At 61.4% G+C, this 21,575-nt stretch carries 17 protein-coding genes; 15 read left to right on the top strand and 2 right to left on the bottom strand.

The genetic code is table 11. From position 1 onward, the window contains the following. The first annotated feature begins 40 nt into the window (after window positions 1-40). From ACOFKT_RS03720 to ACOFKT_RS03750, 7 genes are all read left to right on the top strand, one after another. Window positions 41-1,750 carry a RecQ family ATP-dependent DNA helicase gene (locus ACOFKT_RS03720; RefSeq protein ID WP_419806082.1) on the top strand — a complete coding sequence of 570 codons (1,710 nt, stop codon included), beginning with the start codon at window positions 41-43 and terminating at the stop codon, window positions 1,748-1,750. 48 nt (window positions 1,751-1,798) lie between these two features. After that, on the top strand, window positions 1,799-2,578 hold the full coding sequence (pyrH, locus tag ACOFKT_RS03725; RefSeq protein ID WP_419806083.1) for a UMP kinase: 780 nt from the start codon (window positions 1,799-1,801) through the stop codon (window positions 2,576-2,578). Window positions 2,579-2,582: 4 nt separating this feature from the next. After that, entirely contained in the window at window positions 2,583-3,752 is a 1,170-nt protein-coding gene (locus tag ACOFKT_RS03730; RefSeq protein ID WP_419806084.1) for an acyltransferase family protein, read from the top strand. 224 nt (window positions 3,753-3,976) lie between these two features. Beyond that, window positions 3,977-5,560, top strand: a complete 1,584-nt coding sequence (locus ACOFKT_RS03735) for a flavin monoamine oxidase family protein (RefSeq protein WP_419806085.1) — start codon at window positions 3,977-3,979, stop codon at window positions 5,558-5,560. 23 nt (window positions 5,561-5,583) lie between these two features. Further along, window positions 5,584-6,066 (top strand): RidA family protein, encoded by a 483-nt coding sequence (locus tag ACOFKT_RS03740; RefSeq protein WP_419806086.1) that lies wholly within the window; start codon window positions 5,584-5,586, stop codon window positions 6,064-6,066. Window positions 6,067-6,744: 678 nt separating this feature from the next. Continuing rightward, on the top strand, window positions 6,745-10,269 hold the full coding sequence (locus tag ACOFKT_RS03745) for a TonB-dependent receptor domain-containing protein (protein ID WP_419806087.1): 3,525 nt from the start codon (window positions 6,745-6,747) through the stop codon (window positions 10,267-10,269). Window positions 10,270-10,465: 196 nt separating this feature from the next. Continuing rightward, a complete protein-coding gene (locus ACOFKT_RS03750; RefSeq protein ID WP_419806088.1) occupies window positions 10,466-10,864 on the top strand; it encodes a HesB/IscA family protein in 399 nt (132 codons plus the stop codon). Window positions 10,865-11,054: 190 nt separating this feature from the next. Here the strand turns inward: ACOFKT_RS03750 and ACOFKT_RS03755 are convergent, their stop codons facing one another. Further along, a complete protein-coding gene (locus ACOFKT_RS03755) occupies window positions 11,055-11,507 on the bottom strand; it encodes a Uma2 family endonuclease (protein WP_419806089.1) in 453 nt (150 codons plus the stop codon). Window positions 11,508-11,580: 73 nt separating this feature from the next. Here ACOFKT_RS03755 and ACOFKT_RS03760 point away from each other — a divergent pair, with 73 nt between their 5' ends. From ACOFKT_RS03760 to ACOFKT_RS03795, 8 genes are all read left to right on the top strand, one after another. Further along, the gene (locus tag ACOFKT_RS03760; RefSeq protein ID WP_419806090.1) at window positions 11,581-12,780 is read left to right on the top strand and encodes a type II secretion system F family protein; all 1,200 of its coding nucleotides are present in this window, start codon (window positions 11,581-11,583) and stop codon (window positions 12,778-12,780) included. Between the two features lie 72 nt (window positions 12,781-12,852). Beyond that, window positions 12,853-13,908, top strand: a complete 1,056-nt coding sequence (gene yiaK / locus ACOFKT_RS03765; protein ID WP_419806091.1) for a 3-dehydro-L-gulonate 2-dehydrogenase — start codon at window positions 12,853-12,855, stop codon at window positions 13,906-13,908. A gap of 5 nt (window positions 13,909-13,913) precedes the next feature. Then, window positions 13,914-14,873, top strand: a complete 960-nt coding sequence (locus tag ACOFKT_RS03770; RefSeq protein WP_419806092.1) for an MFS transporter — start codon at window positions 13,914-13,916, stop codon at window positions 14,871-14,873. Continuing rightward, complete coding sequence (locus tag ACOFKT_RS03775) at window positions 14,870-15,205, top strand: hypothetical protein (RefSeq protein ID WP_419806093.1); 336 nt, start codon at window positions 14,870-14,872, stop codon at window positions 15,203-15,205. Before ACOFKT_RS03770 ends, ACOFKT_RS03775 begins: the two co-directional genes overlap by 4 nt. Before the next feature lie 17 nt (window positions 15,206-15,222). Then, the gene (locus tag ACOFKT_RS03780) at window positions 15,223-16,260 is read left to right on the top strand and encodes an L-idonate 5-dehydrogenase (RefSeq protein ID WP_419806094.1); all 1,038 of its coding nucleotides are present in this window, start codon (window positions 15,223-15,225) and stop codon (window positions 16,258-16,260) included. Between the two features lie 29 nt (window positions 16,261-16,289). After that, complete coding sequence (locus tag ACOFKT_RS03785; RefSeq protein ID WP_419806095.1) at window positions 16,290-17,240, top strand: 3-hydroxyacyl-CoA dehydrogenase family protein; 951 nt, start codon at window positions 16,290-16,292, stop codon at window positions 17,238-17,240. Window positions 17,241-17,282: 42 nt separating this feature from the next. Further along, window positions 17,283-18,632: a family 1 glycosylhydrolase gene (locus ACOFKT_RS03790; RefSeq protein ID WP_419806096.1), complete on the top strand. Its 1,350-nt coding sequence runs from the start codon at window positions 17,283-17,285 to the stop codon at window positions 18,630-18,632. A 58-nt stretch (window positions 18,633-18,690) separates the two neighbouring features. After that, window positions 18,691-20,322 carry a GspE/PulE family protein gene (locus tag ACOFKT_RS03795; RefSeq protein WP_419806097.1) on the top strand — a complete coding sequence of 544 codons (1,632 nt, stop codon included), beginning with the start codon at window positions 18,691-18,693 and terminating at the stop codon, window positions 20,320-20,322. A gap of 31 nt (window positions 20,323-20,353) precedes the next feature. Here the strand turns inward: ACOFKT_RS03795 and ACOFKT_RS03800 are convergent, their stop codons facing one another. After that, window positions 20,354-21,463: a class I SAM-dependent methyltransferase gene (locus ACOFKT_RS03800; RefSeq protein WP_419806098.1), complete on the bottom strand. Its 1,110-nt coding sequence runs from the start codon at window positions 21,461-21,463 to the stop codon at window positions 20,354-20,356. Window positions 21,464-21,575: the final 112 nt, after the last annotated feature.

A 21,575-nucleotide genomic window follows, 5' to 3' on the forward strand; every position in this document is an offset into this window, starting at 1 on the left:
GAGCGAAAACCGTTGCAACCCCACACGGTTGAGCAGCGAGGTGCCGTGGCCGAAGTTGCGGCGCGAGGCAAAGCGGCGGTTTGGCGTGGAGCGCTTCCGTTCCGCGCAGAAAGACGTACTGGAGTCAGTGTTCGCCGGGTGCGACACGCTGGCGATCATGCCGACCGGCTCGGGCAAGAGCCTGACGTACCAGTTGGCTGCGATCTTGTTCGACAAACCTGTGCTGGTCGTTTCGCCGCTGATCGCGTTGATGCAGGACCAGCAGAGGCATGCGCAGCAGGCGTCGATCGGTGTAGAGAAGATCGACTCAACCTTGTCGGCCGAAGAACGTCGCGAGGCGGATGAAAACATTCACAGCGGCCGGCGCGGGTTGATTTATGTGACGCCTGAGCGCCTGGAAAACCGTGAGTTTCTGGATGAGTTGAACGAACACGGCATCTCGCTGTTCGTGGTCGATGAGGCACACACGATTTCGCAGTGGGGACATGATTTTCGACCAGCGTACCTGGGTCTTGGCTTTGCGCGGAAGAAGCTGGGAAACCCACCTGTGCTGGCGCTGACGGCGACCGCAACTCCCGATGTGGCGAACGAGATTCTGGAGGTCTTGCACGCTCCCGAGGCGCGCGTGATCAATGTGGGATCGGAGCGCACGAACCTGTTCCTGACGGTGCACCCCACGGTCAACAACGATGCGAAGCTCGATCGCATTCAGCAGATGCTGGCTGATGAGAAGGGGACGGGCATCCTGTATACGGCGTCGGTTCGCAGCACGGAGGAACTGTACGAGCGGCTATCTGATGCCGGCGTGGCGGTCGGCAAGTATCACGGGCGCATGCCGAAGCGTGCGCGGGAAGAGGCGCAGCGCGCCTTCATGAACGACGACTACCGGCTGATGGTTGCGACGAAGGCATTCGGACTTGGCATTGACAAGCCGGACATCCGTTTCGTGTACCACTATGAGTTTCCGGATTCGCTGGAAAGCTACTACCAGGAGGCTGGCCGTGCGGGCCGCGATGAACAACCGGCGCGTGCCGTGCTGTTGTACCGGTTGGAGGACAAGCGGATCCAAAGCTTCTTTTCGCGTGGGAGATACCCGAAGGCGGCGGAGATGGACCAGCTGCTCTCCGCGGTGAGCGACACGGAGCCGAAGTCAGCGCGCCAGCTTGCGGAGGAGGCCGGCGTGGGCCAGCGACACGCGCAGGTGACGCTGCAGATGTTGCGCGAGGCCAAGCTGGTCAAGCGCAAGCGCGCTGGGTATGTGCGCAAGTCGAGCGCGGCGATCTCGGCGGAAGAAGTGCACCACCTGATCCACACGTCGGAGGAGCGCGCGGCGCGCGACCGCAAGCGGTTGGACGAGATGATGCACTATGCGGAGAGTACGAACTGCCGCCGGCAGATGCTGCGGGAGTACTTCGGCGAGCCGCTTGGCGAGTCCTGCGGCAGCTGCGACAACTGCGTGAACCGCACGGCCAACGTAGAGCGCGAGGCTGCGGTTTCCATGCTGGAGCGGAGCGGCGCCCAGCGAGTGGAGACGGTGAATGGAACCATTTTCACGACCGCACCGCAAACGCTGCCTCGCCTCCATGCGGCTGCGGCGTTCGCTCCGGGTGCAACGGTGCGGCATGGAAAATTCGGCGAAGGTGTGGTGAAGGAGGTTGAGGGAGATGTGCTGACGATCCGCTTTCGTGGGGGCGAGGGGGTGCGCAGGTTAAAGAGCAGTTTTGTCGAGGCGCTTGCGGCGGCGGCCTAGCGCTCTTGTTCTGAGGGCGTGCGGAGCGTGAGATACTGAGCGCCGAGCATGTACAAACGTGTCCTTCTAAAAATCTCTGGCGAAGCCCTGGCCGCTGGCCGTGGATTCGGCATTGACGCTATTTTTGCAAGCCGTGTCGCATCAGAGATTGTGGAGCTTTGCAACAGCGGCTGCCAGGTTGGCGTGGTCGTGGGCGGCGGTAACTTTTTCCGCGGTGTGGCCGAGCAGGCGATTCATATGGACCGTGTCGCCGCGGATCACATGGGCATGCTTTCCACCGTGATCAATGCGATCGCAATGCAGGACGCGATTGAGAAGCTCGGCGTGAACTGCCGGGTTATGTCCGCGATTGCGATGCATGAGATTGCAGAGCCGTATATCCGCCGCCGCGCGATCCGTCACCTGGAAAAAGGCCGCGTGGTGATCTTCGGTGCCGGGACGGGAAACCCATATTTTTCGACGGACACGGCTGCGGCGCTGCGTGCGATGGAGATTCGCGCGGACGTTCTGCTGAAGGCGACCTCGGTGGACGGCATCTACACAGCCGACCCGAAGAAGGACCCGGACGCGACCAGGTTCGACACCATTACGTACATGGACATCATTCAGCGCAACCTGCGCGTGATGGACACGAGCGCGGTGAGCCTGTGCAACGAAAACCGCATGCCAATGATCATTTTTTCGATGCGGGAGCAGGGAAATATCGTGCGCGTGGCGGGCGGGGAACGGCTGGGAACATTAGTGGTGAGCCAAGTCACGAAAGCCAGCCCGGCTCTCGTAGGTGCGGTAGCGGAGACAGCCGACAGCACGGTTCCCAGCGGTAGCTAGCGGCATGCCTCAACAGCCGCTGCCGCATATGCTTGCGCCGGACCGCAAACCACCTCTGCCGGGACTGACAGGCATCCGCACTTTTCTTGCGATCGGCATCCTCTTCTTTCACTACACGCCGCCGCATGCGACGTACATCCGGCCGATGATTGAGGCCGGGTTTACGTATATCGGCTGTTTTCTGCTGATCAGCGGATTTGTGCTGAGCTACAACTATGCGCATCGCGCGGACACGCTGAAGGCGGGCCGGTTTTATGCGGCGCGCGGATCGCGGCTGTACCCGGTGTATCTGCTGTCGCTGCTGGTGTCGTTGGGTATGCTGCATGCCGAGTGGATGGCGCGTTCGCATGGTGAGTTCTGGACCGGTTTTGTGTTGACGCCGCTGCTGCTGCAGGGGTGGAGTCCGTCGCTGGCGACGTTCTGGAACACCGTGGCCTGGACGCTGTCGACCGAGGCGATGCTGTACCTGGCGTTTCCGTTCATCAACCGCGCGAAGTGGTGGCCCAAGGACTCGCGCAAGCTGCTGCTGCTGTTTTTGGGTTTGTGGTGTTGCGAACTGGTGCTGCCAATCACGTACATGATCTTCAACCCGGATCATCTGCAGCAGATTGACCGGTACTCGTCGGGATGGTGGCTGCGGCTGTACAAGTACACGCCGCTGGCGTATCTACCGATCTTCATGGCCGGCATCACATTGGGCCGGCTGAACAATGCCGTGGCGCTGAAAGACCGCACAAAGCTGTGGATGGCTCTTGGCGGGGGCAGCTTCATGGTGCTTTGCTTCTACCTTGCGGTGCCGCACCTGCCGTACGTTCTGCTGCATGGCGGTTTGCTGACGCCGGTGTTCGCAACGCTGATCCTGGGGCTGACGGGCGTGCACTGGGTTTCGCGGGCGTTTGGATGGGGGCCGATGGGACTGTTTGGACGGGCAAGTTTCTGCCTGTACCTGCTGCACTTCAACCTGTGGAACATCTTGCATGAACACCACGTGCCGGAGCGTCTACACCTGACGGCGTGGGATCCGTGGCTATCGTACGCGCTGATCCTGCTGGCCTCATACCTGGCGTACCGGTGGGTCGAACGTCCGGTGCAAGGTTTTCTGTTGACGAATTACGTGTACAGGACGCCGAACCCGGCATTGCCGGCGTCGCCCGCGCAGACGCCGCTCGGCTGACTTGTGCCGTCATTGCACCGTCTTTGAAGACGTGCCCCTTTACAGTGCTGAAATATCTGCCATACTGTGGCTGTAACCCCTGACATTTTGATCGTTCTACCGCGTTTCAATCGCGGCTGAGCCGTTGCATCGCTACACGTTGCGCTAGTTGTCCCGTTGCTTCGCCACCATGCGTGGCGATAACGCTTCACCTTACCCGTGAGACCACAAGGAGCATGCCACTGATGTCGATGACCCGTCGCAATTTCCTGATGCGTGTTGGCCAGGCCGGAGGTTACTCGGCCGCGTTTGCCACGATGCAGTCGCTGGGGCTGATGCCCATGAAGGCGATTGCGGCTGAGCCGATTGCGGCCGCACCCGGTTCGGGCAAGGGGATAAAGCTGGTGGTTGCGGGTGCCGGCATTGGCGGCCTGGTTGCGGCGTATGAGGCGAAGAAGCTAGGGTACGACGTGACCCTGCTGGAGGCGCGCGGCCGGCCGGGTGGGCGCAATTTTTCCGCGCGCAAGGGCGTAAAGGTCGAGTTCGTAGATGGCGAAACGCAGACCTGTACGTGGGACGACGGGAACTACCAGAACATGGGTCCCGGCCGTCTGCCTTCGGTCCATGCAACCATGCTGGGTTACTGCCGCGAGTTGAACGTGCCGCTCGAAGTGGAGGTCAACAGTTCGCGTTCGACGTTCCTGCAGAACGATAATGCCAACGGTGGCAAGCCGGTGGTGCAGCGCAAGGCGGTAAACGATACGCGCGGGCATGTGTCGGAGCTGCTCTCAAAAAGCATCAGTGGCGGCGCGCTGGACCAGGAACTGACCAAGGAAGACCGGGAGCGCATGGTCACGTTCCTGAAGATCTATGGTCCACTCAACAAAGACGGCAAGTATGTGGGCAGCGACCGCGCGGGGTACAAGACCCCCGCAGGTGCCGGGCCGGTCGTTGGCGTGGTCGACGATCCGTTGGACATGCACACGCTGCTGGATGAAAACTTCTGGACGGGCGTGCTGTACGAGGAGACATGGGACTGGCAGGCGACCATGATGCAGCCGGTCGGCGGCATGGACCGCATCCCGTACGCGTTTGACAAGGCCCTGGGCAAGGCGGTGGTCTACAACGCACCCGCGAGCGAGATCAAGAAAACGGACAGCGGCGTCGAGATCAGCTACAAGCAGGGCAACGGAACCAAGACGGTGCACGCGGATTACTTTATCTGCGCCATGCCGCTCACGATTCTGAAAGACATTCCGAATAACCTGTCGCCGGCGTACAAGACGGCGGTGGATGGTGCCACCTATGCCGGCGCGTACAAAATTGCCTGGCAGTCGCGACGCTTCTGGGAGCAGGACTACAACATCTACGGCGGTTTGTCGTTCATGAACCCGGGTCCGACCACGATTGTCTGGTACCCCTCCGGAGGGCTGATGTCACACAACGGCATCCTGGTCACGGGGTACGAGGAAGAGAACAACTGGGGATTCAGCAAGTTGTCGACGCAGGAGAAGTTTGAGAAGGCGCGCACGCAGCTGGAGCGTATTCACCCGGGCCACGGCAAAGAGCTGACGCAGCCGATGTTCTGCGGATGGCGGCGGGTGAAGTGGAACGAGGGATCCTGGATTCGGAGCTACGGCGGAGGCCCGAGCGGTTACGACACGATCATTCAGCCGGACGGCGCGATCTATTTTGCCGGCGACCACACCAGCCACATTGTGGGTTGGCAAGAGGGCGCGGCGCTGAGTGCGCGGCGCGCGGTCAACATGATTTCGGAGCGGGTCCGGTCGGCGCGTCTGGCTGGCGGTCACGCGGGACAGAACGCATAACCGTTGCATCAGGAAAGGGAACTATGAAGAAGATTACATTTGCAGCGGCGGCGCTTTGTGGTGCGGCACTTGCCGCGCAGGCACAGGTTACGGTCAAGCACATTCAGACGGAGAAGAGCCCGATCGCTTCCGGCGTGTGGGCGGGCGACACCTTCTACCTGAGTGGCCAGCTTGCAAGCCCTGTGACGCCGGCGGACCAGGCCAAGGGGACACCGGCTGACTACGGCGACACGAAGACGCAGACCGCGAGCATCTTCACGAAGATTCAGGCAGCGTTGCGCGAGCAGGGGCTGGACATGAAGGACGTGGTGAAGATGACCGTGTTCCTGGTTGCCGATCCGAAAACGAGCAAGCTCGATTTCCCGGGACTGCAGGCAAGCTATACGCAGTTTTTCGGAACCAAGGATCAGCCGAATAAGCCTGCGAGGTCGGCGGTGCAGGTGGCGGCGCTGGTTTCTCCGACGGCGCTGGCCGAGATCGAAGTGATTGCGGTGCGCGCGAAGTAAGTCACGCTTGACTGCATTCGTACAGAAGTTCGCGGCGAGGTGTGAGACGCGGCAACATGCGCGTACCCATGCCCGCCGCGTCCTTGTTTATTGCGCAGGAAATGCACTTTTCCTCAGCTTTCCTGAAATTTCAGCGTGAAAGCGGCAGTTTCCTGTTGACATGAAATTGACGATTCTTTAATGTGGCTCTTACATTGCACATGTTTCACGCGGAAAGTAGATTTCAGGAACACTGAAGCTAGATTCCGCGTCCGATCGTTGATCCGGATCGTCTTTACCGCAAGGTGAGTCGATCCCGCCTATCGCCGTCGCCGTAACTCTGTACCTGCTCTATCCACGCCGCTTCAGCGGCAGGCAGTCGCAACAGATTCACTTCCGAACTCTCTGGGAACCGCAAACGCTTTCCCTCTGCAGCACAGGCAGTAAGGCTTCGGGCCAACCTTCCGAATGCCGGTACGACTCGATCTGAAGTCCGCATCCTGAACTGATCCACGATCGCCGCGACAGCGCGCGCATCGCCCCCGCACACCACGCGCAAGAAGCCTTCCGGCTTGCGCGCACGCAGCACGCTATCTGCCATGGCGTGGCCGCTCCACATAGCGGCCGCGTTGCCGCATACACGCGCCCTGAAGCGCGGATGCACAGCCGTACTCATTGATAACCCTGCAGGAGGCCCGCTTGACCCGATACACCCGCTTGTCGCATCACGCAGTGCTGACCACCGCCGCGATCGTGCTGTCCCTTACGCCGGTTGCCGCGGCACAGTCCTATTACGGCACGTTGAAAGGACTGGTCAAAGACCCGTCCGGCGCTGCTGTTCCCAATGCCGAGGTGCGGATCGTGGATGAAGCCACGAAGGTGGAACGCAAGACGACGACGACCGGTGCGGGCGAGTACGTGTTCAACGCGGTCGACCCGGGCACGTTTACGATCCGTGTGGTGCAGGAAGGTTTTCAGAAGTACGAGAACATGCACGTGGTGGTGCAGACGCAGCAGACCGTCGCGATCGACGTGCCCCTGACGCTTGGCAGCTCAAACACCGTGGTCGAGGTGACCAGTGCGGAGCCGGTGATCGACACATCCACCGCGCAGAACGGACAGGTGTTCGACACGCAGAAGCTGGTCGACCTGCCGAACCTGGGCCGCAATCCATACCTGCTGACCAAGCTGAACAATAACGTGACGGCCACGGGCGATCCGCGTTTCAACCGCTTTCAGGATCAGTCGGGATCGTCGGCGATCTCCATCGCGGGCGGCCCGGTCAACATGAATAACTACCTGATCGACGGCGTGCCTGTGACCGACTTTTCAAACCGCGCGACCATCATCCCGTCGGTGGAAGCGGTGCAGGAGATGAAGACGCAGGCGAACACCTATGACGCGGAGGCGGGCCGCACCGGGGGCGGTGTGTTCAACACGCTGCTGAAAAGCGGCACCAACACGCTACACGGCAACCTGTATGGCTCCACGCGGCAGACCAACTGGTCCGCGAATACATGGTTGAACAATCACAATCACGTGGGGCGGCCCACCATCACGCAGTACAGCTACGAGGGCTCCATCGGTGGACCGATCTGGAAGGACCGGGCTTGGTTCATCGCGACGGAGGAGGGCTACCGGCAGCGGTCTCCCCTCGGCAGCAACTACTTCCTGCCATCGGATGCGGAGCGGAGCGGCAACTTCGCTGGTTCCGGAATCACTATCTATGACCCGGCGACGACGGACCCCGTTACGGGCAACCGGCAACCGTTTGCGAATAACTTGATTCCGACAAACCGGATCAACCCGGTGGGTGCCAAGCTGCTGGCGGGCCTGCCTGTGTGCGGGGCGGGCTGCAACAACAATGTGCGCTATGGCGCGGTGAACTTTCAGCCAACGGACCTGTTGGGGGATCGCGCGGACGAGTTCATCAGCAAGGTCGATCTCCAGGTGACTAAGTGGTGGCTGGCCAACGCGAGCTACCTGCACTACGGTTCGAAAGAACCGGGCGGAAACCCCCTGGGGTCCTTCGCCGGCGGCACAACGGCGTACCTGCTGTATCGCAAGGTCGACGACTTTAACCAGAACAACGTCATTACGTTGAACCCAACAACGATCCTGACGGTGAGTTATGGGCAGAACCGCTTCCCAAACAACACACTGGACCTGACGACCAACTACGACCAGGCGGCAAACCTGGGATTCCCGACCTCCTACGCGAACGCATTGCAGAAGAAGGCGTTTCCGGCGATCACGATGCAGACGGCGGCTTCGTTCGGCACGAACAACTCCGGCCCGGCGGTGTTCTATTCGCGCAGTGCGGTGGCTTCCGTTGCGAAGAGCCTGGGGCGGCACTCGATCAAGGCGGGTTATAACTTCCGCACCATCTCGGTCGATTTCACCAACGTAAGCACCGGCAATGGCAGCTATACCTTCCAGAACACCTTCAGCAGCTTGAACGCGAACCCCGCAAGTGGATCGCCTGTAGGTGGTGCGGACCTGGCTGATTTGCTGCTCGGGTACCCGACGAGCGGATCGGTGCAGGTGGTAACGCCGCTGGCGCTGAATGTGAAGTACAACGCGGTCTATGTGCAGGACGACATACGCGTGAACGATCGGCTCACCGTGAACGCCGGTTTGCGGTATGAGTTGGAGCCGGGCATTCACGAGCGGAACAATCACTATGCGGTCGGCTTCGATCAGGGTGTGGCGAACCCAATCTCCTCCACTTCTGGCGTGCAGACGAAGGGCGCGATCGAGTTTGCCGGCCAGAACGGGTACAAGGACCACTGCTGCGACAACGGCGTGCTGAAGTTCGGACCTCGCGCGGGCTTTGCCTATGCGGTAAATCCGAAGATGGTGGTGCGCGGCGGCTATGGCGTGTTCTATGCGCCGATCTACTACAGCACGAGCGCATCCCTGGCGCCGGGCTACGCGCAGACCAACACGTATGTGGCGTCGAACGATTCCAACAAGACACCGGCAACGGCGGCGGGTATCGCCAATCCGTTCCCGAACGGCCTGGCACAGCCGAGCGGCAATTCTGCAGGGCTGGCGCAGGGCATCGGCACGAGCCTGACCACGATCGATCAGAACCGCCGCAACCCGATCATTCAGCAGTATTCGTTTGATATTCAGCAGGAACTGGGCTCGGGCGTTTCGTTTGAGATGGGGTACGTAGGCGCGCACGGGCGTAATCTGCTGCCGTCGAACGGCGGCACCTACAACATCGACCAGGTGAACCCGGCGGCGATTCCGTATGGTGTGGGCGCATGCCCGGCGAACTCGGCGAACTTGTCGCCCGCGGCGTTTCTGACGGCAAAGAGTGCAAACCCGTACGCGGGTCGTGGCGGCACCGGAGTCATCGGTGCGGCGACTGTTTCGAACGCGCAGCTGTGCCGGCCGTTCCCGCAGTTCAGCGCGGTCGCTATCCAGCCGAGCACATCCAAGTCGAACTACAACTCGCTGATCCTGAACGCTCGCAAGCGGTATGGCAAGGGCTTCTCTCTGACCACGGGTTACACCTGGTCCAAGAACATGGACAGCCAGTTCAGCCAGGGCAGCAGTTTGAATGTGGGCGCGGCAAATGGGCCGCAAGACGTCTACAACATCAACGGTCCGGGCGGGGAGTACTCGCTTGCGATCAATGACATTCCACACCGGTTCACCTTTGGCGGATCGTGGGACCTGCCGTTTGGCAAAGGACGGCAATACCTGAACACCAGCAACTGGATGGACCTGCTGATTGGCGGTTACCAGGCGAACATGACGTTTGTGGCGCAGGACGGCGGCCCGGTACCGCTGCAGTCGAACGCGAACCAGAACTCCAGCGCCCTGGGTACGGCGGTGCAGCGGCCCAACCTGGTCGCGGGGGTGCCGCTGTGCACGGCGGGCTCGGTGCAGGGCCGGCTGTCTTCGTACTTCAACCCGGCGGCGTTCGCGGCGGTGCAACCGGGTGTGGGTCAGTTCGGCAATGCACCACGTACCGATGGTGCCTGCCGCGCGCCGGGCATGCGGAACGCGGATGCTTCGGTGTTCAAGGAGTTTCAGTTCGAGCGCGTTCACTTCCGCTTCCAGGCGGAAGCTCTAAATGTGTTCAACACGCCTCTGTTCGCGCTGAACTCGAATGGTCTGAAGTATGGCAACTCGCAGTTTGGAACGGTCAACACGAGTGCGATCAACTTTCCGCGGCTGATCTCGCTGGGAGGCAGGATCTCGTTTTAAGGGCCGTTTCGGCCTTTTCCGGGCAGCTCCACCGCTGACAGTGGCCTGGGGTGCGGTTCGCCGCATCCCGGCGCTGTTTTGCACGGGAGATTGCCGCATCGCGATGGAGCGGGCCTGCATCTGAAATGGCGACTGTCTTGCTCGGAGTTTCGGGCGGGCATACACTAAGACTGTCAGTTTGACGGAGGTTTGATTCATGGCTACTGCTGTTGTCCCTACCCCTGAAGTTGTCGGCGGTCCCGAGGTTGTGACCGGCGCGGCTGCAACGCAACCCGTTTCGCTGACCTCCTCTGCCATTGCCAAGGTGAAAGAGATTATGGCTACCCAAGACCCGCTGCCGGCCGGTCTGCGCATCGGCGTTGTAGGCGGCGGCTGCTCCGGGTTTCAATACTCCATGAGCTTTGAGAACGCGCAGGGCATGATGGACAAGGTTGTGCGGTTTGAAGACCTGAAAGTGTTTGTGGATGCGACCAGCGCCATGTACCTGAACGGCTGCACGGTGGACTATGTGGAGACGCTGGAGGCTGCCGGGTTTAAATTTGAGAACCCGCAGGTGAAGAGCACATGCGGCTGCGGATCGTCGTTTTCAGTGTAGATCGCTGACAATCGCTGGAACAGCAAGGCCCGCTTTGGCGGGCCTTGGCTATTGCATGCTTCGACTCGCGCGCTTCTGGATTCTGTTTAGGTCTACGGCGATGTCTGTTCCTTCGATGCCTAACACGGGGTCGCTTGTCCAGCGCGACACTCCTTCATGAACGAGCATCACGCGTCCGAGATCTTTCGGATCAAAAAGCCACACGTGCCCGACGCCCATGTTGCTGTAATCCTGCACGCGTTTTTGTATCCTTTTGAAGGTGTCCCGGGAGAGACAATATCTCAATGCAGAGCAGGGGCGCGGACGTCACAATTCGCTCCGGTTCTGGTCCATCGAGAGAAAGAACCTGGAGATCGGGAACGCGGAATCGATTGGAACTTACTTGCAAGCGGCACTCCTGGAGCACCTCAATGCGCCAGTCTTCCGCGCGAATGAGGAAAGCTTCCAGCAGAGCGCGTTGGAGACGTGCATGGTCCAACTCCCCCAAATTTCTCACCTCCAGATGTCCATCTACATAGTCCATGTCGGGCCGGTAAGAAGAGGTCAAGTATTCCTCTAGAGAAATGAAGCGCTCCTCCGCGTAGAGCAGGCAAGACGGCCTACTCAAGAGCTTCTCGATCTCCGGTGCTGGAACACTGGCCATACGCAAAGTATCGCATTGGCTGTAGAGCGCTTCAACGCCTTTCCGCCGCGTCCGTCTAAACTTAGGCTGACTGATGACCGACTTTGTTGTGAAACTCGCGGATGAACGGGGACGCGTGCAGGAGCAGACGCATCCTGCATCGACCGCGGAGGAGTTGCGCGCGCGGTTCAGCCAGGCGGGGTACCTGGTTTATTCGGTAAAGCCTCGCAGTGCGATCGCGGGGAACCGTCGCAAAAAGGTTAAGCTGCAGAGCTTTCTAGTATTTAACCAGCAGTTTGTGACGCTGATTCGCGCGGGCCTGCCGATTCCGGGATCGCTGGAGCTGCTGGCACGACGGCAGAAGGACGAGAACTTCAAGGCGCAGCTGGAGAACGTTGCCGCGCGCATTAAGACTGGCGAGTCACTGTCTGGCGCGTTCGATGCGCAGGGCGGGTTTCCGCTGATTTTCACGACGACGCTGCTGGCGGGTGAGCGGTCTGGCAACCTGGAAGAGGTGCTGCAGCGGTACACGGACTTTCAGCGCGTTGCGCTGTCTACCCGCAAGAAGCTGACCAGCGCGCTGGTGTACCCGTCGCTGCTGATCTGCCTGGTGATCGGGCTTCTCATCTTTCTGCTGACGTTTGTGGTGCCGCGCTTTGCGCAGTTGTACGACCAGCTGGATGCAAGGCTGCCCGCGATCACCACGTTTATGCTGGCCGTCGGGCACTTTGCGCAGACCTACGGGCTGTATGTTGCCGTTGCGCTCGCGCTCGGCGGGTTTTTGTTTTATCGCTGGTCACGCACCGATGCGGGTGCGAACTTCGTCGACAAGCTGCGATTGAATATTCCGGGCCTGGGAAACATCTGGCTGCGGTACCAGGTTGCGCTGTTTGCGCGGACGCTCTCAACGCTGCTGACCGGCGGCTTGCCGCCCGTGCCGGCGCTGGAGACGGCGGCACGCTCGATCTCATCGCGACAGGTGTCGGGTGCCGTGTTCGCCTCGGTCACGCAGGTGCGTGAGGGGCAGGGGCTTGCTCGATCGCTTGAGGGCACACGCGTCTTCCCCGAACTGGCGATCGAAATGATCGAAGTCGGCGAGTCCACGGGAGCGCTGCCGACCATGCTGAACTCCGTCGCCGGCTTTTTTGAGGAAGATGTGGAGACATCGCTGAGCGCGGTACTGAGCCTGATTGAGCCGGCGCTGCTGGTGGGCATGGGCGTGCTGGTCGCGTTTATTCTGCTTTCTCTGTATTTGCCGATTCTGCAGCTCGGCGCAAACTCGATCAATCACTAGCGCTCGCACGTCAATGCTTCGGGTGGGCTGGTAGTCTTGCAGCCATCCCGCACCAGCAAGGAGGCCGCGCACTTGGCCCATGTTTCCTTCTCGGAACTTCAGCAGACGATTCAGCAGGCGTTTCTACAGGCGGGTGTGCCCCCTGCGGATGCCGCCGTATGCGCGCGAATTCACACGGAGTCCACGGCCGACGGCGTGACCTCGCACGGTATAAACCGTGTGCCGCGGTTCGTGGATTATGTGCGGCGCGGCTGGGTTGATGTGAACGCGAAGCCGGAGCCGGTGAAGCAGCTTGGCGCACTGGAGGTGTGGGATGGCCGGCGCGCGCCCGGTGTGCTGAACGCGTTGTGGGCGACCGAGCGCGGCATTGAGGTTGCGAGCGAACAGGGCATCGCGCTGATCGGCTTGCGCAATACGAATCACTGGATGCGGGGCGGATCGTATGGCTGGCACGCCGCAAGCAAGGGCTTCGTGCTGATCGCGTGGACGAACACGGAAAGCTGCATGCCCGCGTGGGGTGGCAAGGATCCTCGGCTTGGCAACAACCCATTCATCATGGCCGCACCACGCGAAGGCGGCCCCGTGGTGCTGGACATGGCGATGTCGCAGTACAGCTATGGCAAGCTGCAGGTGACGCGGCTGAAAGGGGAGCGCCTGCCGTTTCCAGGCGGGTTCGATGGTGAGGGCCGGCTGACCGATGAGCCGGGGCCGATCGAAGAGTCGCAGCGCATTCTGCCGATGGGCATGTGGAAGGGATCAGGCTTTGCGGTGATGCTGGACCTGCTGGCGGCAGTGCTGTCGGAAGGGCTGCCGACGAACGGCATCGACGCACTGCAACAAGGAAGCTGCGTGGGCTGCTCGCAGATTTTCATTGTGGTGGACCCGCGCAAGTTGGGCGGCGCGTCCGCCGTGCAGGGAATCGCGGACAGCGTCGTGGATTACGTGAACGCTTCCGTACCAAACGAGGCGGGTCGGCCCGCGGACTACCCCGGCGAAGGCGCGATTCGCCGGCGCGAACGCAGCATGCGCGCCGGCATGGACGTAGACGATGGCGTTTGGGCCGAGGTGCAGGCATTGGCGGCAGATCACCTTGTTTCCGACACACAACCAAAAGAAGACGACGAGTAGCAATGATGGCTGCACCCGCTGCCGAGTCGATGGACGAAGACGCTTTGTATCGCAAAGTGATTCGGCGCATCGTGCCGTTGTTCTTTCTCGGCTTCGTCTGTTCCTACCTGGACCGCGTGAACATCAGCCTAGCAAAGCTGCCGATGCAGCACGACTTCGGGCTGACGGAGCATGCGTTCACGCTGGGTGCGAGCATCTTCTTCTGGGGCTACATGGTGTTTGAGGTGCCCAGCAATCTGCTGCTGCAACGCGTGGGAGCGCGGGTGTGGATTGCTCGCATCATGATCACGTGGGGCCTGGTCAGCATGCTGATGGTCTTCTCGCGCAGCCTGCCGGTGTTTTATGGCTTGCGATTGCTGCTGGGTTTGTGTGAAGCAGGCTTCGTGCCGGGTGTCCTGTATTACGCGAATCAATGGCTGCCGGCGCGGCGGCAGAGCGGTATGTTCGCGCTGTTTCTGCTGGCGCTACCGGTAGCGGAGGTGATCGGCGCACCGGTGTCGGGCTTCATCGTCGAGCACACGACCGGCGTCGGCGGGCTGCATGGCTGGCAGTGGCTGTTCCTGCTGGAGGGAGCGCCAACCGTCGTGCTGGGTGTCGTGCTCTTTGCGGTGCTGCGCAATCGGCCAGATCAGGTGCGCTGGCTTACGCCTGCGGAGCAAGCAGTGGTGGTGCGCAATGTGAGTGACACAACGCAACGCTCGCATCGCGTGCTCGATGCATTTCTGCTGCCGGGTGTGTACTTGCTGATCGCGATTATGCTGCTGTTCAACACCAGTTTCTACGGCCTGGTGTTTTGGCTGCCCAGCATCGTGGAGCAATCCGGGGTGAAGAGCACAACGGCCATCGGTTTGCTGACTGCAATCCCGTTCGCCGTGGGTGGCGTGTCGATGCTGCTGGTGTCGCGGTATGCGGAGCGCAGCGGCTGTGTGCGACTGCGAGTGCCGTGGCGGCATGCGTCGGCATGATCGCGGCATGGTTCTTCGCAGACGATTTTCCGCTCGCGCTCGCAGGGCTGTCCGTTGCCGCCGCAGGTGTGTTGTCACTGATGCCGATCTTCTGGACGCTGCCCGGCCGCATGCTTGCCGGCCCCGCTGCCGCGGGCGGCCTGGCGTTGATTAATTCGTGCGGCAGCCTCTCCGGTGTGTTGGGTGTATGGGTAATCCGCGCCGCGGGTGTGCGCAGCGGCATGGGCATCTTCGCGATCATGCTGCTGGTGTGCGCCGTGCTGCTCAATGTGGCAGTCGCGGCAGGGCGGCATCCGCAGCCGGAGTTGCAGGCGGCAATGGCGGAACTGTAGTCCTGAAAGGAATAGGAATGATCGCTGCTGTGCTGCACGAACCGAAGAAGATCTTGCTGGAGGAGTGGGAGGCGCCGGAGCCCGGACCCGGCCAGGTGCTGGTGCGCGTGCGTGCCGGCGGCATCTGCGGATCGGACCTGAGTTACTACTTCAAGGGCAAGAGCGGCGACTTTGCGATGCGCGATCCGTTCGTGCTGGGCCATGAGCTTGCGGGTGAGGTGGCGGCGGTCGGCACGGATGTAGCGGCGTTCCCGGTAGGCCAACGTGTTGCCGTGAACCCCGGGCTGAACTGCGGCACCTGCCGCTTCTGCGTGCGGGGTATGACGAACCATTGCCTGCATATGCGGTTCCTCGGGTCGGCTTCGGTATACCCGCACTCGCAGGGTGCGTTTCGCGAGTATGTTGCGGTCGCGGAGTCGCAGTGTGTGGCAATCCCGCATGATTTTGATTTCGCCACGGCGTCCATGGCGGAGCCGCTTGCCGTAACGCTGCACGCTCTGCGGCACGCGCCCACGCTGCTGGGCGCCCGTGTGCTGGTTGTGGGCTGCGGGCCCATCGGATGTTTGCTGGTGGCTGCCGCCAGGCGTGCGGGTGCGCACCACCTGACCGCGATCGATCTTGCCCAGCCTGCGCTGGACAAAGCTATGGAGATGCGCGCGGATACGGCAGTGTCCGCAACCGACACGGCGCAGATCGATGCATGGCAGCAGCATCGAGGAACGTTTGACGTGGTCATCGAGGCGTCTGGCTCACCCGCGGGTCTGGACACCGCGCTGCGCACTGCGATTGCGGGCGGCACCGTGCTGCAGGTGGGTAACATGCCAAGCGGGCAATCGCCGGTCGCCATGAACCTCATCATGAGCAAGGAGCTTCGCTTGCTTGGGTCGTTCCGCTTTGGCGCGGAGTACGCGACGGCAGTGGAGGAGATTGTGAGCGGCAAGCTGGATCTGCGGCCGCTGATGAGCCACACATTTCCACTTGCCGAGGCGAACAAAGCATTTGCGATTGCGCAGGACCGAAGTCAAAGTATGAAGGTCCACCTGCAGTTCGACTGAGCGCATCTGAGGCCATGACGGAGTGAGTCATGACAGAATTTCGCAACGCCGTGGTCATGGGTACGGGCATGATGGGCCCCGGCATCGCTGCCGTGCTCGCGCTGGGCGGCCTGCGCGTGACATTGTTGAGCCGCACCCTGGACCGTGCGGAGGCGGGTGTAGCGGAAGCACATGCGACGCTTGCCTTTTTGCGCAGGCACGGCCTGATCGACTATCCCGAACAGGCGTGTGAGGCGTCCGAGGCGATCACGCCCGGTGCCGACATGGCCGGCGCGGTAGGCAAAGCCGACCTGGTTATCGAGTCGCTGCCGGAAAATCTGGCGCTCAAGCAACAGCTCTTCCGCGACCTGGATCTTGCAGCGCCGCCGCATGCCGCGCTGTGCAGCAATACGAGTGGGCTGAGCATTACCCCGATTGCCTCGCAATGCGATCGGCATTCGGAGCGCGTGCTGACCACACACTTCTGGAACCCGCCGCACCTGATGCCGCTGGTCGACGTTGTGTGTGCGGAGAGGACCTCCGTTCCGCTGGCGCAGAGTGTGATCGACCTTCTGCGCCATTGCAACAAAACGCCGGTGCTGGTGCGCAAGGATCGCCCCGGCCAGCTTGGCAACCGGCTGCACCAGGCCGTGGTGCGCGAGGCCGCGAACATTGTTGCCGAGGGCATTGCAACGGCGGAGGACGTGGACCTTGCGGCGCGCCGGGGTTTCGGGTTTCGCCTGCCCGCGTACGGCATTCTTGAGCACCAGGATCTAGTCGGGCTGGAGCTCTGCTCCGGTGTGGTCGGGTACGTTGCGCAAGACTTGTACAACGAGCCACAAGCGCCGCCGATCTACGCCGAAAAGCTGGCGGAGGGCCATACCGGCGCCGCCGCCGGCAATGGTTTTTACGATTGGACACAGGGAAAGTCCGCTGCGGACGTCAAAGCCCGCCGCGATGCCTTCCTGGTTTACCTGCTGCAGCAGGAGCGCCGGACGTAGCCGACGTTCGCACGTTTCTACGTGCGTTTCATCACGACGGTCATGCATCTTACCCAGTTGGCTACGGCCAGCGCCCTCGCCAGACAGGATGCGCGCCGCTTCGACGGCAGGAAGAGCAGAATGCAACTTTGGGGCGGCATTGAATGCACGATCAATCGTGTCAAGGATCAATATTTCGACCAGCACGCCTGGTCACGCCATCGGCTCCACACGCGTGAGGATCTGGAGCTCATCGCCTCGCTTGGCATCCGCACATTGCGCACCGCGCTGCATTGGGAGTTCTTTGAGGCAAGCGGCTGGGACTTCTTCGACGGGATGCTGCATGAGATGCGGCGCCTTGAGCTGGAGCCGATCGCGGGTCTTGTGCATCACGGCAGCGGTCCACTCGGCACAGACCTGCTGGATCCCGCTTTTCCTGAGAAGCTTGCGGTCTATGCTGCGCAGGTGGCACAGCGCTACCCGGAGATTACGCGGTACACGCCGGTGAATGAGCCTCACACCACGGCACGCTTTTCCTGCCTGTATGGGCACTGGTACCCGCATCATCGAGACATCGCAAGCTACCTGCGCGCGCTGCTGCATGAGGTAAAGGCGACGGTGCTGAGTATGCGTGCGATCCGGCAAATTCAGCCGGCGGCAGAGTTCGTCTACACCGAAGATGGCGGCAGCGTCTTCGGCACGGCACGGCTGGAGTCGTTCCGGGTGGAACGCGAGGCAAGACGCTGGTTGGGAACCGACCTGTTGTGCGGGCGCGTGACGCCGGACCACCTGCTGCATGGATACCTTCTGAAGCACGGCATCACCGCCGCAGAGATCGGCTGGTTTCACGAGCAGCCCTGCCCGCCGGCCGTCCTTGGGTTCAACTACTACCCGACTAGCGATCGTTTTCTGGATCATCGCGTAGACTTGTACCCGGACAATTTTCGGGGAGGAGATACCGGGGCAGAGCCGCTTGTCGACATTGAAGCCATTCGGGTTTACCCCGCCGGCATTGCGGGCGTGGGTGGTGTGCTGCGCGAAGCTTGGCAACGGTATGGAATTCCGGTCGCCGTGACCGAGGCGCACCTCGGAGGCGATCCCGCGGACCAGGTGCGATGGCTGGCTGAAATGTGGAAAGACGCAGCGGAGGCGTCGGCCGCTGGTGTGGACGTGGCGGCGGTCACGGTGTGGGCGCTGCTGGGATCCTGGAATTGGTCAAACCTGTGCACCAGGGACATTCGAAACTATGAGGCTGGCGTGTTTCGCATTGAAGGCGGTGCGCGTCATCGCACGCCTCTGGCGGATTTCGTAGCAGAGCTTGCCGGGCGGGGCGCGTCCGCTCTGCCCGCGGACGCGACGGTGCCGTGGTGGCACCATCCTGACCGGATCACCTACCAGGGTGCCGATGCCTGAGCGACGCCGTGCGGCGCAGCCGTGGTAAACCAATGGCAAAGGGCAAAGTCCAATCAGCATGGCCACACCTGTTGCGATTCCATTCGCTACCCCGGAACTGAATGATGCGGAGCGCGCGCAAATGCTGGCGCGCCGGTACCACGCCGAGTTCGTCGATCTTCGCGAGCACAAGATTCAGCACGACCTGGTCAAGTCCGTGCCGGTCGAACTGATGTTTCGCTACAACTTTATTCCGTTGGAGCAGCAGGGCGACCGCCTCGTCATCGCCGTCTCCGACCCGTCGCGCCTCATGGTGCTGGACGAGATCAGCGGCCTGCTGGGCACGCGGCTGGTCACACGCGTCGCCACACTGACGCAGATCACCGACCTGCTGAAGAAGACCGAGCAGTCGCAGCGCGTGCTGGAGGAAGCGACTGAGGGACTCGCCTACGAGATGGTGTCGAGCGATGATTCGCTTGACTCCAACATCTCGATCGAGCGGCTGACCAGCGAAGACGACATCTCGCCGATCATCCGGCTAGTCGACACCACGATCTTCTCCGCCCTGGAGCGCCGCGCGTCGGACATCCACCTTGAAACCTACGAGGACTCGCTACTGGTGAAGTACCGCATTGACGGCGTGCTGCAGCAGGCAATGGCGCCGATTGCGCGCGAGCACCACCAGACCATCCTGAGCCGTATCAAGGTCATGAGCGAGCTCGACATTGCGGAGCGCCGCGTGCCGCAGGACGGCCGTTTTCGCGTTCGGTACAAGGGCCGGCTGATCGACTTCCGCGTCAGCATCATGCCGACCGTGCATGGCGAAAATGCCGTCCTCCGCGTGCTCGACAAAGAGTCCATGAGCGAAAAGTTCAAACAGCTTTCGCTGGATGTGGTCGGCTTCGCCGCCGAGGACCTCCGCCGCTTTCGCAAGTACATCAAGGAACCCTACGGCATGGTGCTCGTCACCGGCCCGACCGGCTCCGGCAAGACCACCACGCTCTACGCCGCGCTGAACGAGATCAAGTCCGAAGACGACAAGATCATCACCATCGAGGACCCGGTCGAGTACCAGATCCGCGGCATCACGCAGATCCCGGTCAACGAGAAGAAGGGCCTCACCTTCGCCCGCGGCCTGCGCTCCATCCTTCGTCACGACCCAGACAAGATCCTTGTCGGCGAAATTCGCGACGCCGAAACCGCGCAGATCGCCATCAACTCCGCGCTCACCGGCCATCTCGTCTTCACCACCGTCCACGCCAACAACGTAGTCGACGTGCTCGGCCGCTTTCTCAACATGGGCGTCGAGCCGTACAACTTTGTTTCCGCGCTGAACTGCATACTCGCCCAGCGCCTCGTCCGCCAGAACTGCGACTTTTGCTCGGTTCTCGTCACGCACAGCGACGAGCACCTGGAAGTCAACGGCCTGAACCCTGACGAGTGGCGCGGCTTCCAGTTCCGCGAAGGCCAGGGCTGCATCGAGTGCGGCGGCACCGGCTACCGCGGCCGCTCCGCCATCCACGAACTGCTCGAACTCGACGACGAAGTCCGTGAAATGCTCCTCGACAAAAAGCCCGGCTCCGAAATCCGCAAGCGCGCCCGCGACAAGGGCATGAGTTTCCTGCGCGACTCCGCCCTGGACCGCGTCCGCCACGGCATCACCACGCTGAAGGAAATCAACAAGGTTACGTTTATCGAAGCTGGGCGGTAGCCAGCGGCACTTTGCTCTGTGGGTGCCTGCTTTACGGGCGCGCCTCGTACACGATATTGAACGGGGTTTCCGTTGCCTGGCGAAACCGCGTAAAGCCCGCTTGCATCACCACATCCCGAATACGTGAGGCTCCTGCCTGCGCACCAAGGCACAGGGCAACCTCCTGTGACCGGGAACATGGGGTGCAGAGCAGCGTCGAGAAGGAGTAATAAATCCGGCCCACCGGGTTTAGATTATCCTTCAGGTCGTCATGCGCAAACGGCTCCACAATCATCCATGTGCCGTCGGGCTTGAGAGCGCCAAGGATGTGCTTTGCCGCTCCCACGGGATCGCCCATGTCGTGAAGGCTGTCGAAGACGGTCACCAGGTCGAAACCAGTACCTGGGAAAGTCTTCGCCGCGGCAGTCGCGAACTGAGCGTTCGCGATGCCCCGACGATCTGCTGTCGCCTGTGCTCCCGCTATGGATTTGTCATGGTAATCAAATCCCGCGAACTCCGAACCGGGGAAAGCCTCCGCCATGAGTAGAGTCGATGCACCTTTACCGCAACCCACATCGGCGACCCGCGCCCCTGATTCCAGTTTCTTCTGCACATTCTCCAGAGCTGGGATCCAATGGCTGACCAGATTGCCGATATAGCCGGCACGGAAAAATTTCTCGCACCCATGAAACACGCCCTCGTCGTGTTCACCCCACGGCACGCCGGTACCGGTACGGAATGCCTCGGTGATCCGAGGCACCGCGGCCAGCGTTCCAAGGGCAAACTCGAATGCGCCTGGTAAATACGCTGGACTCTCTTCATCCGCCAGCGTGAAGGCCTGCTCTTCACTCATGCTGAATTTCTTTGTATCTCCGTCGTAGTTCACATATCCGCTCGCCGCCTGCGAGGCCAGCCACTCGCGTACGTATCTCTCATCCGTACCGGTTTTTGCAGCCAACTCCGCAGAAGTCATCGGCGTAGCGGCAAGGGCTTTGTACAGGCCCAGCTTGTCCCCAATCACGACCATGCCGGCGTGGATGGTCGCGCCCAGGTCACCAACGAATTGCCCAACGAACCCGTTGAGCTTGTCCATATCCAGCGCCATAGTTGTACCCTCGACCGCGCGATGATTGTAGGCCCTCCATTCGCTCCACAGCAGCAATTTCTAAACTTCGTCGTTCGCGTCGTCTGCGAACGACGGAAGCCGGCAGAACCATCAAGCGCGCATTCCGACCTGAGCGGAACATCTGCTACGGATGCCCCTTGGAGCCGTC

Origin of the sequence: Terriglobus sp. (assembly GCF_965201105.1) — a bacterium.
GTDB lineage: Bacteria > Acidobacteriota > Terriglobia > Terriglobales > Acidobacteriaceae > Terriglobus.

Coding starts and splice junctions, on each gene's coding strand:
- ACOFKT_RS03730 (WP_419806084.1), top strand. CDS start 2,583: ATGCCTCAACAGCCGCTGCCGCATATGCTTGCGCCGGACCGCAAACCA.
- ACOFKT_RS03750 (WP_419806088.1), top strand. CDS start 10,466: ATGGCTACTGCTGTTGTCCCTACCCCTGAAGTTGTCGGCGGTCCCGAG.
- ACOFKT_RS03740 (WP_419806086.1), top strand. CDS start 5,584: ATGAAGAAGATTACATTTGCAGCGGCGGCGCTTTGTGGTGCGGCACTT.
- ACOFKT_RS03735 (WP_419806085.1), top strand. CDS start 3,977: ATGTCGATGACCCGTCGCAATTTCCTGATGCGTGTTGGCCAGGCCGGA.
- ACOFKT_RS03780 (WP_419806094.1), top strand. CDS start 15,223: ATGATCGCTGCTGTGCTGCACGAACCGAAGAAGATCTTGCTGGAGGAG.
- ACOFKT_RS03755 (WP_419806089.1), bottom strand. CDS start 11,507: ATGGCCAGTGTTCCAGCACCGGAGATCGAGAAGCTCTTGAGTAGGCCG.
- ACOFKT_RS03775 (WP_419806093.1), top strand. CDS start 14,870: ATGATCGCGGCATGGTTCTTCGCAGACGATTTTCCGCTCGCGCTCGCA.
- ACOFKT_RS03790 (WP_419806096.1), top strand. CDS start 17,283: ATGCATCTTACCCAGTTGGCTACGGCCAGCGCCCTCGCCAGACAGGAT.
- ACOFKT_RS03770 (WP_419806092.1), top strand. CDS start 13,914: ATGGCTGCACCCGCTGCCGAGTCGATGGACGAAGACGCTTTGTATCGC.
- ACOFKT_RS03785 (WP_419806095.1), top strand. CDS start 16,290: ATGACAGAATTTCGCAACGCCGTGGTCATGGGTACGGGCATGATGGGC.
- ACOFKT_RS03760 (WP_419806090.1), top strand. CDS start 11,581: ATGACCGACTTTGTTGTGAAACTCGCGGATGAACGGGGACGCGTGCAG.
- pyrH (WP_419806083.1), top strand. CDS start 1,799: ATGTACAAACGTGTCCTTCTAAAAATCTCTGGCGAAGCCCTGGCCGCT.
- ACOFKT_RS03795 (WP_419806097.1), top strand. CDS start 18,691: ATGGCCACACCTGTTGCGATTCCATTCGCTACCCCGGAACTGAATGAT.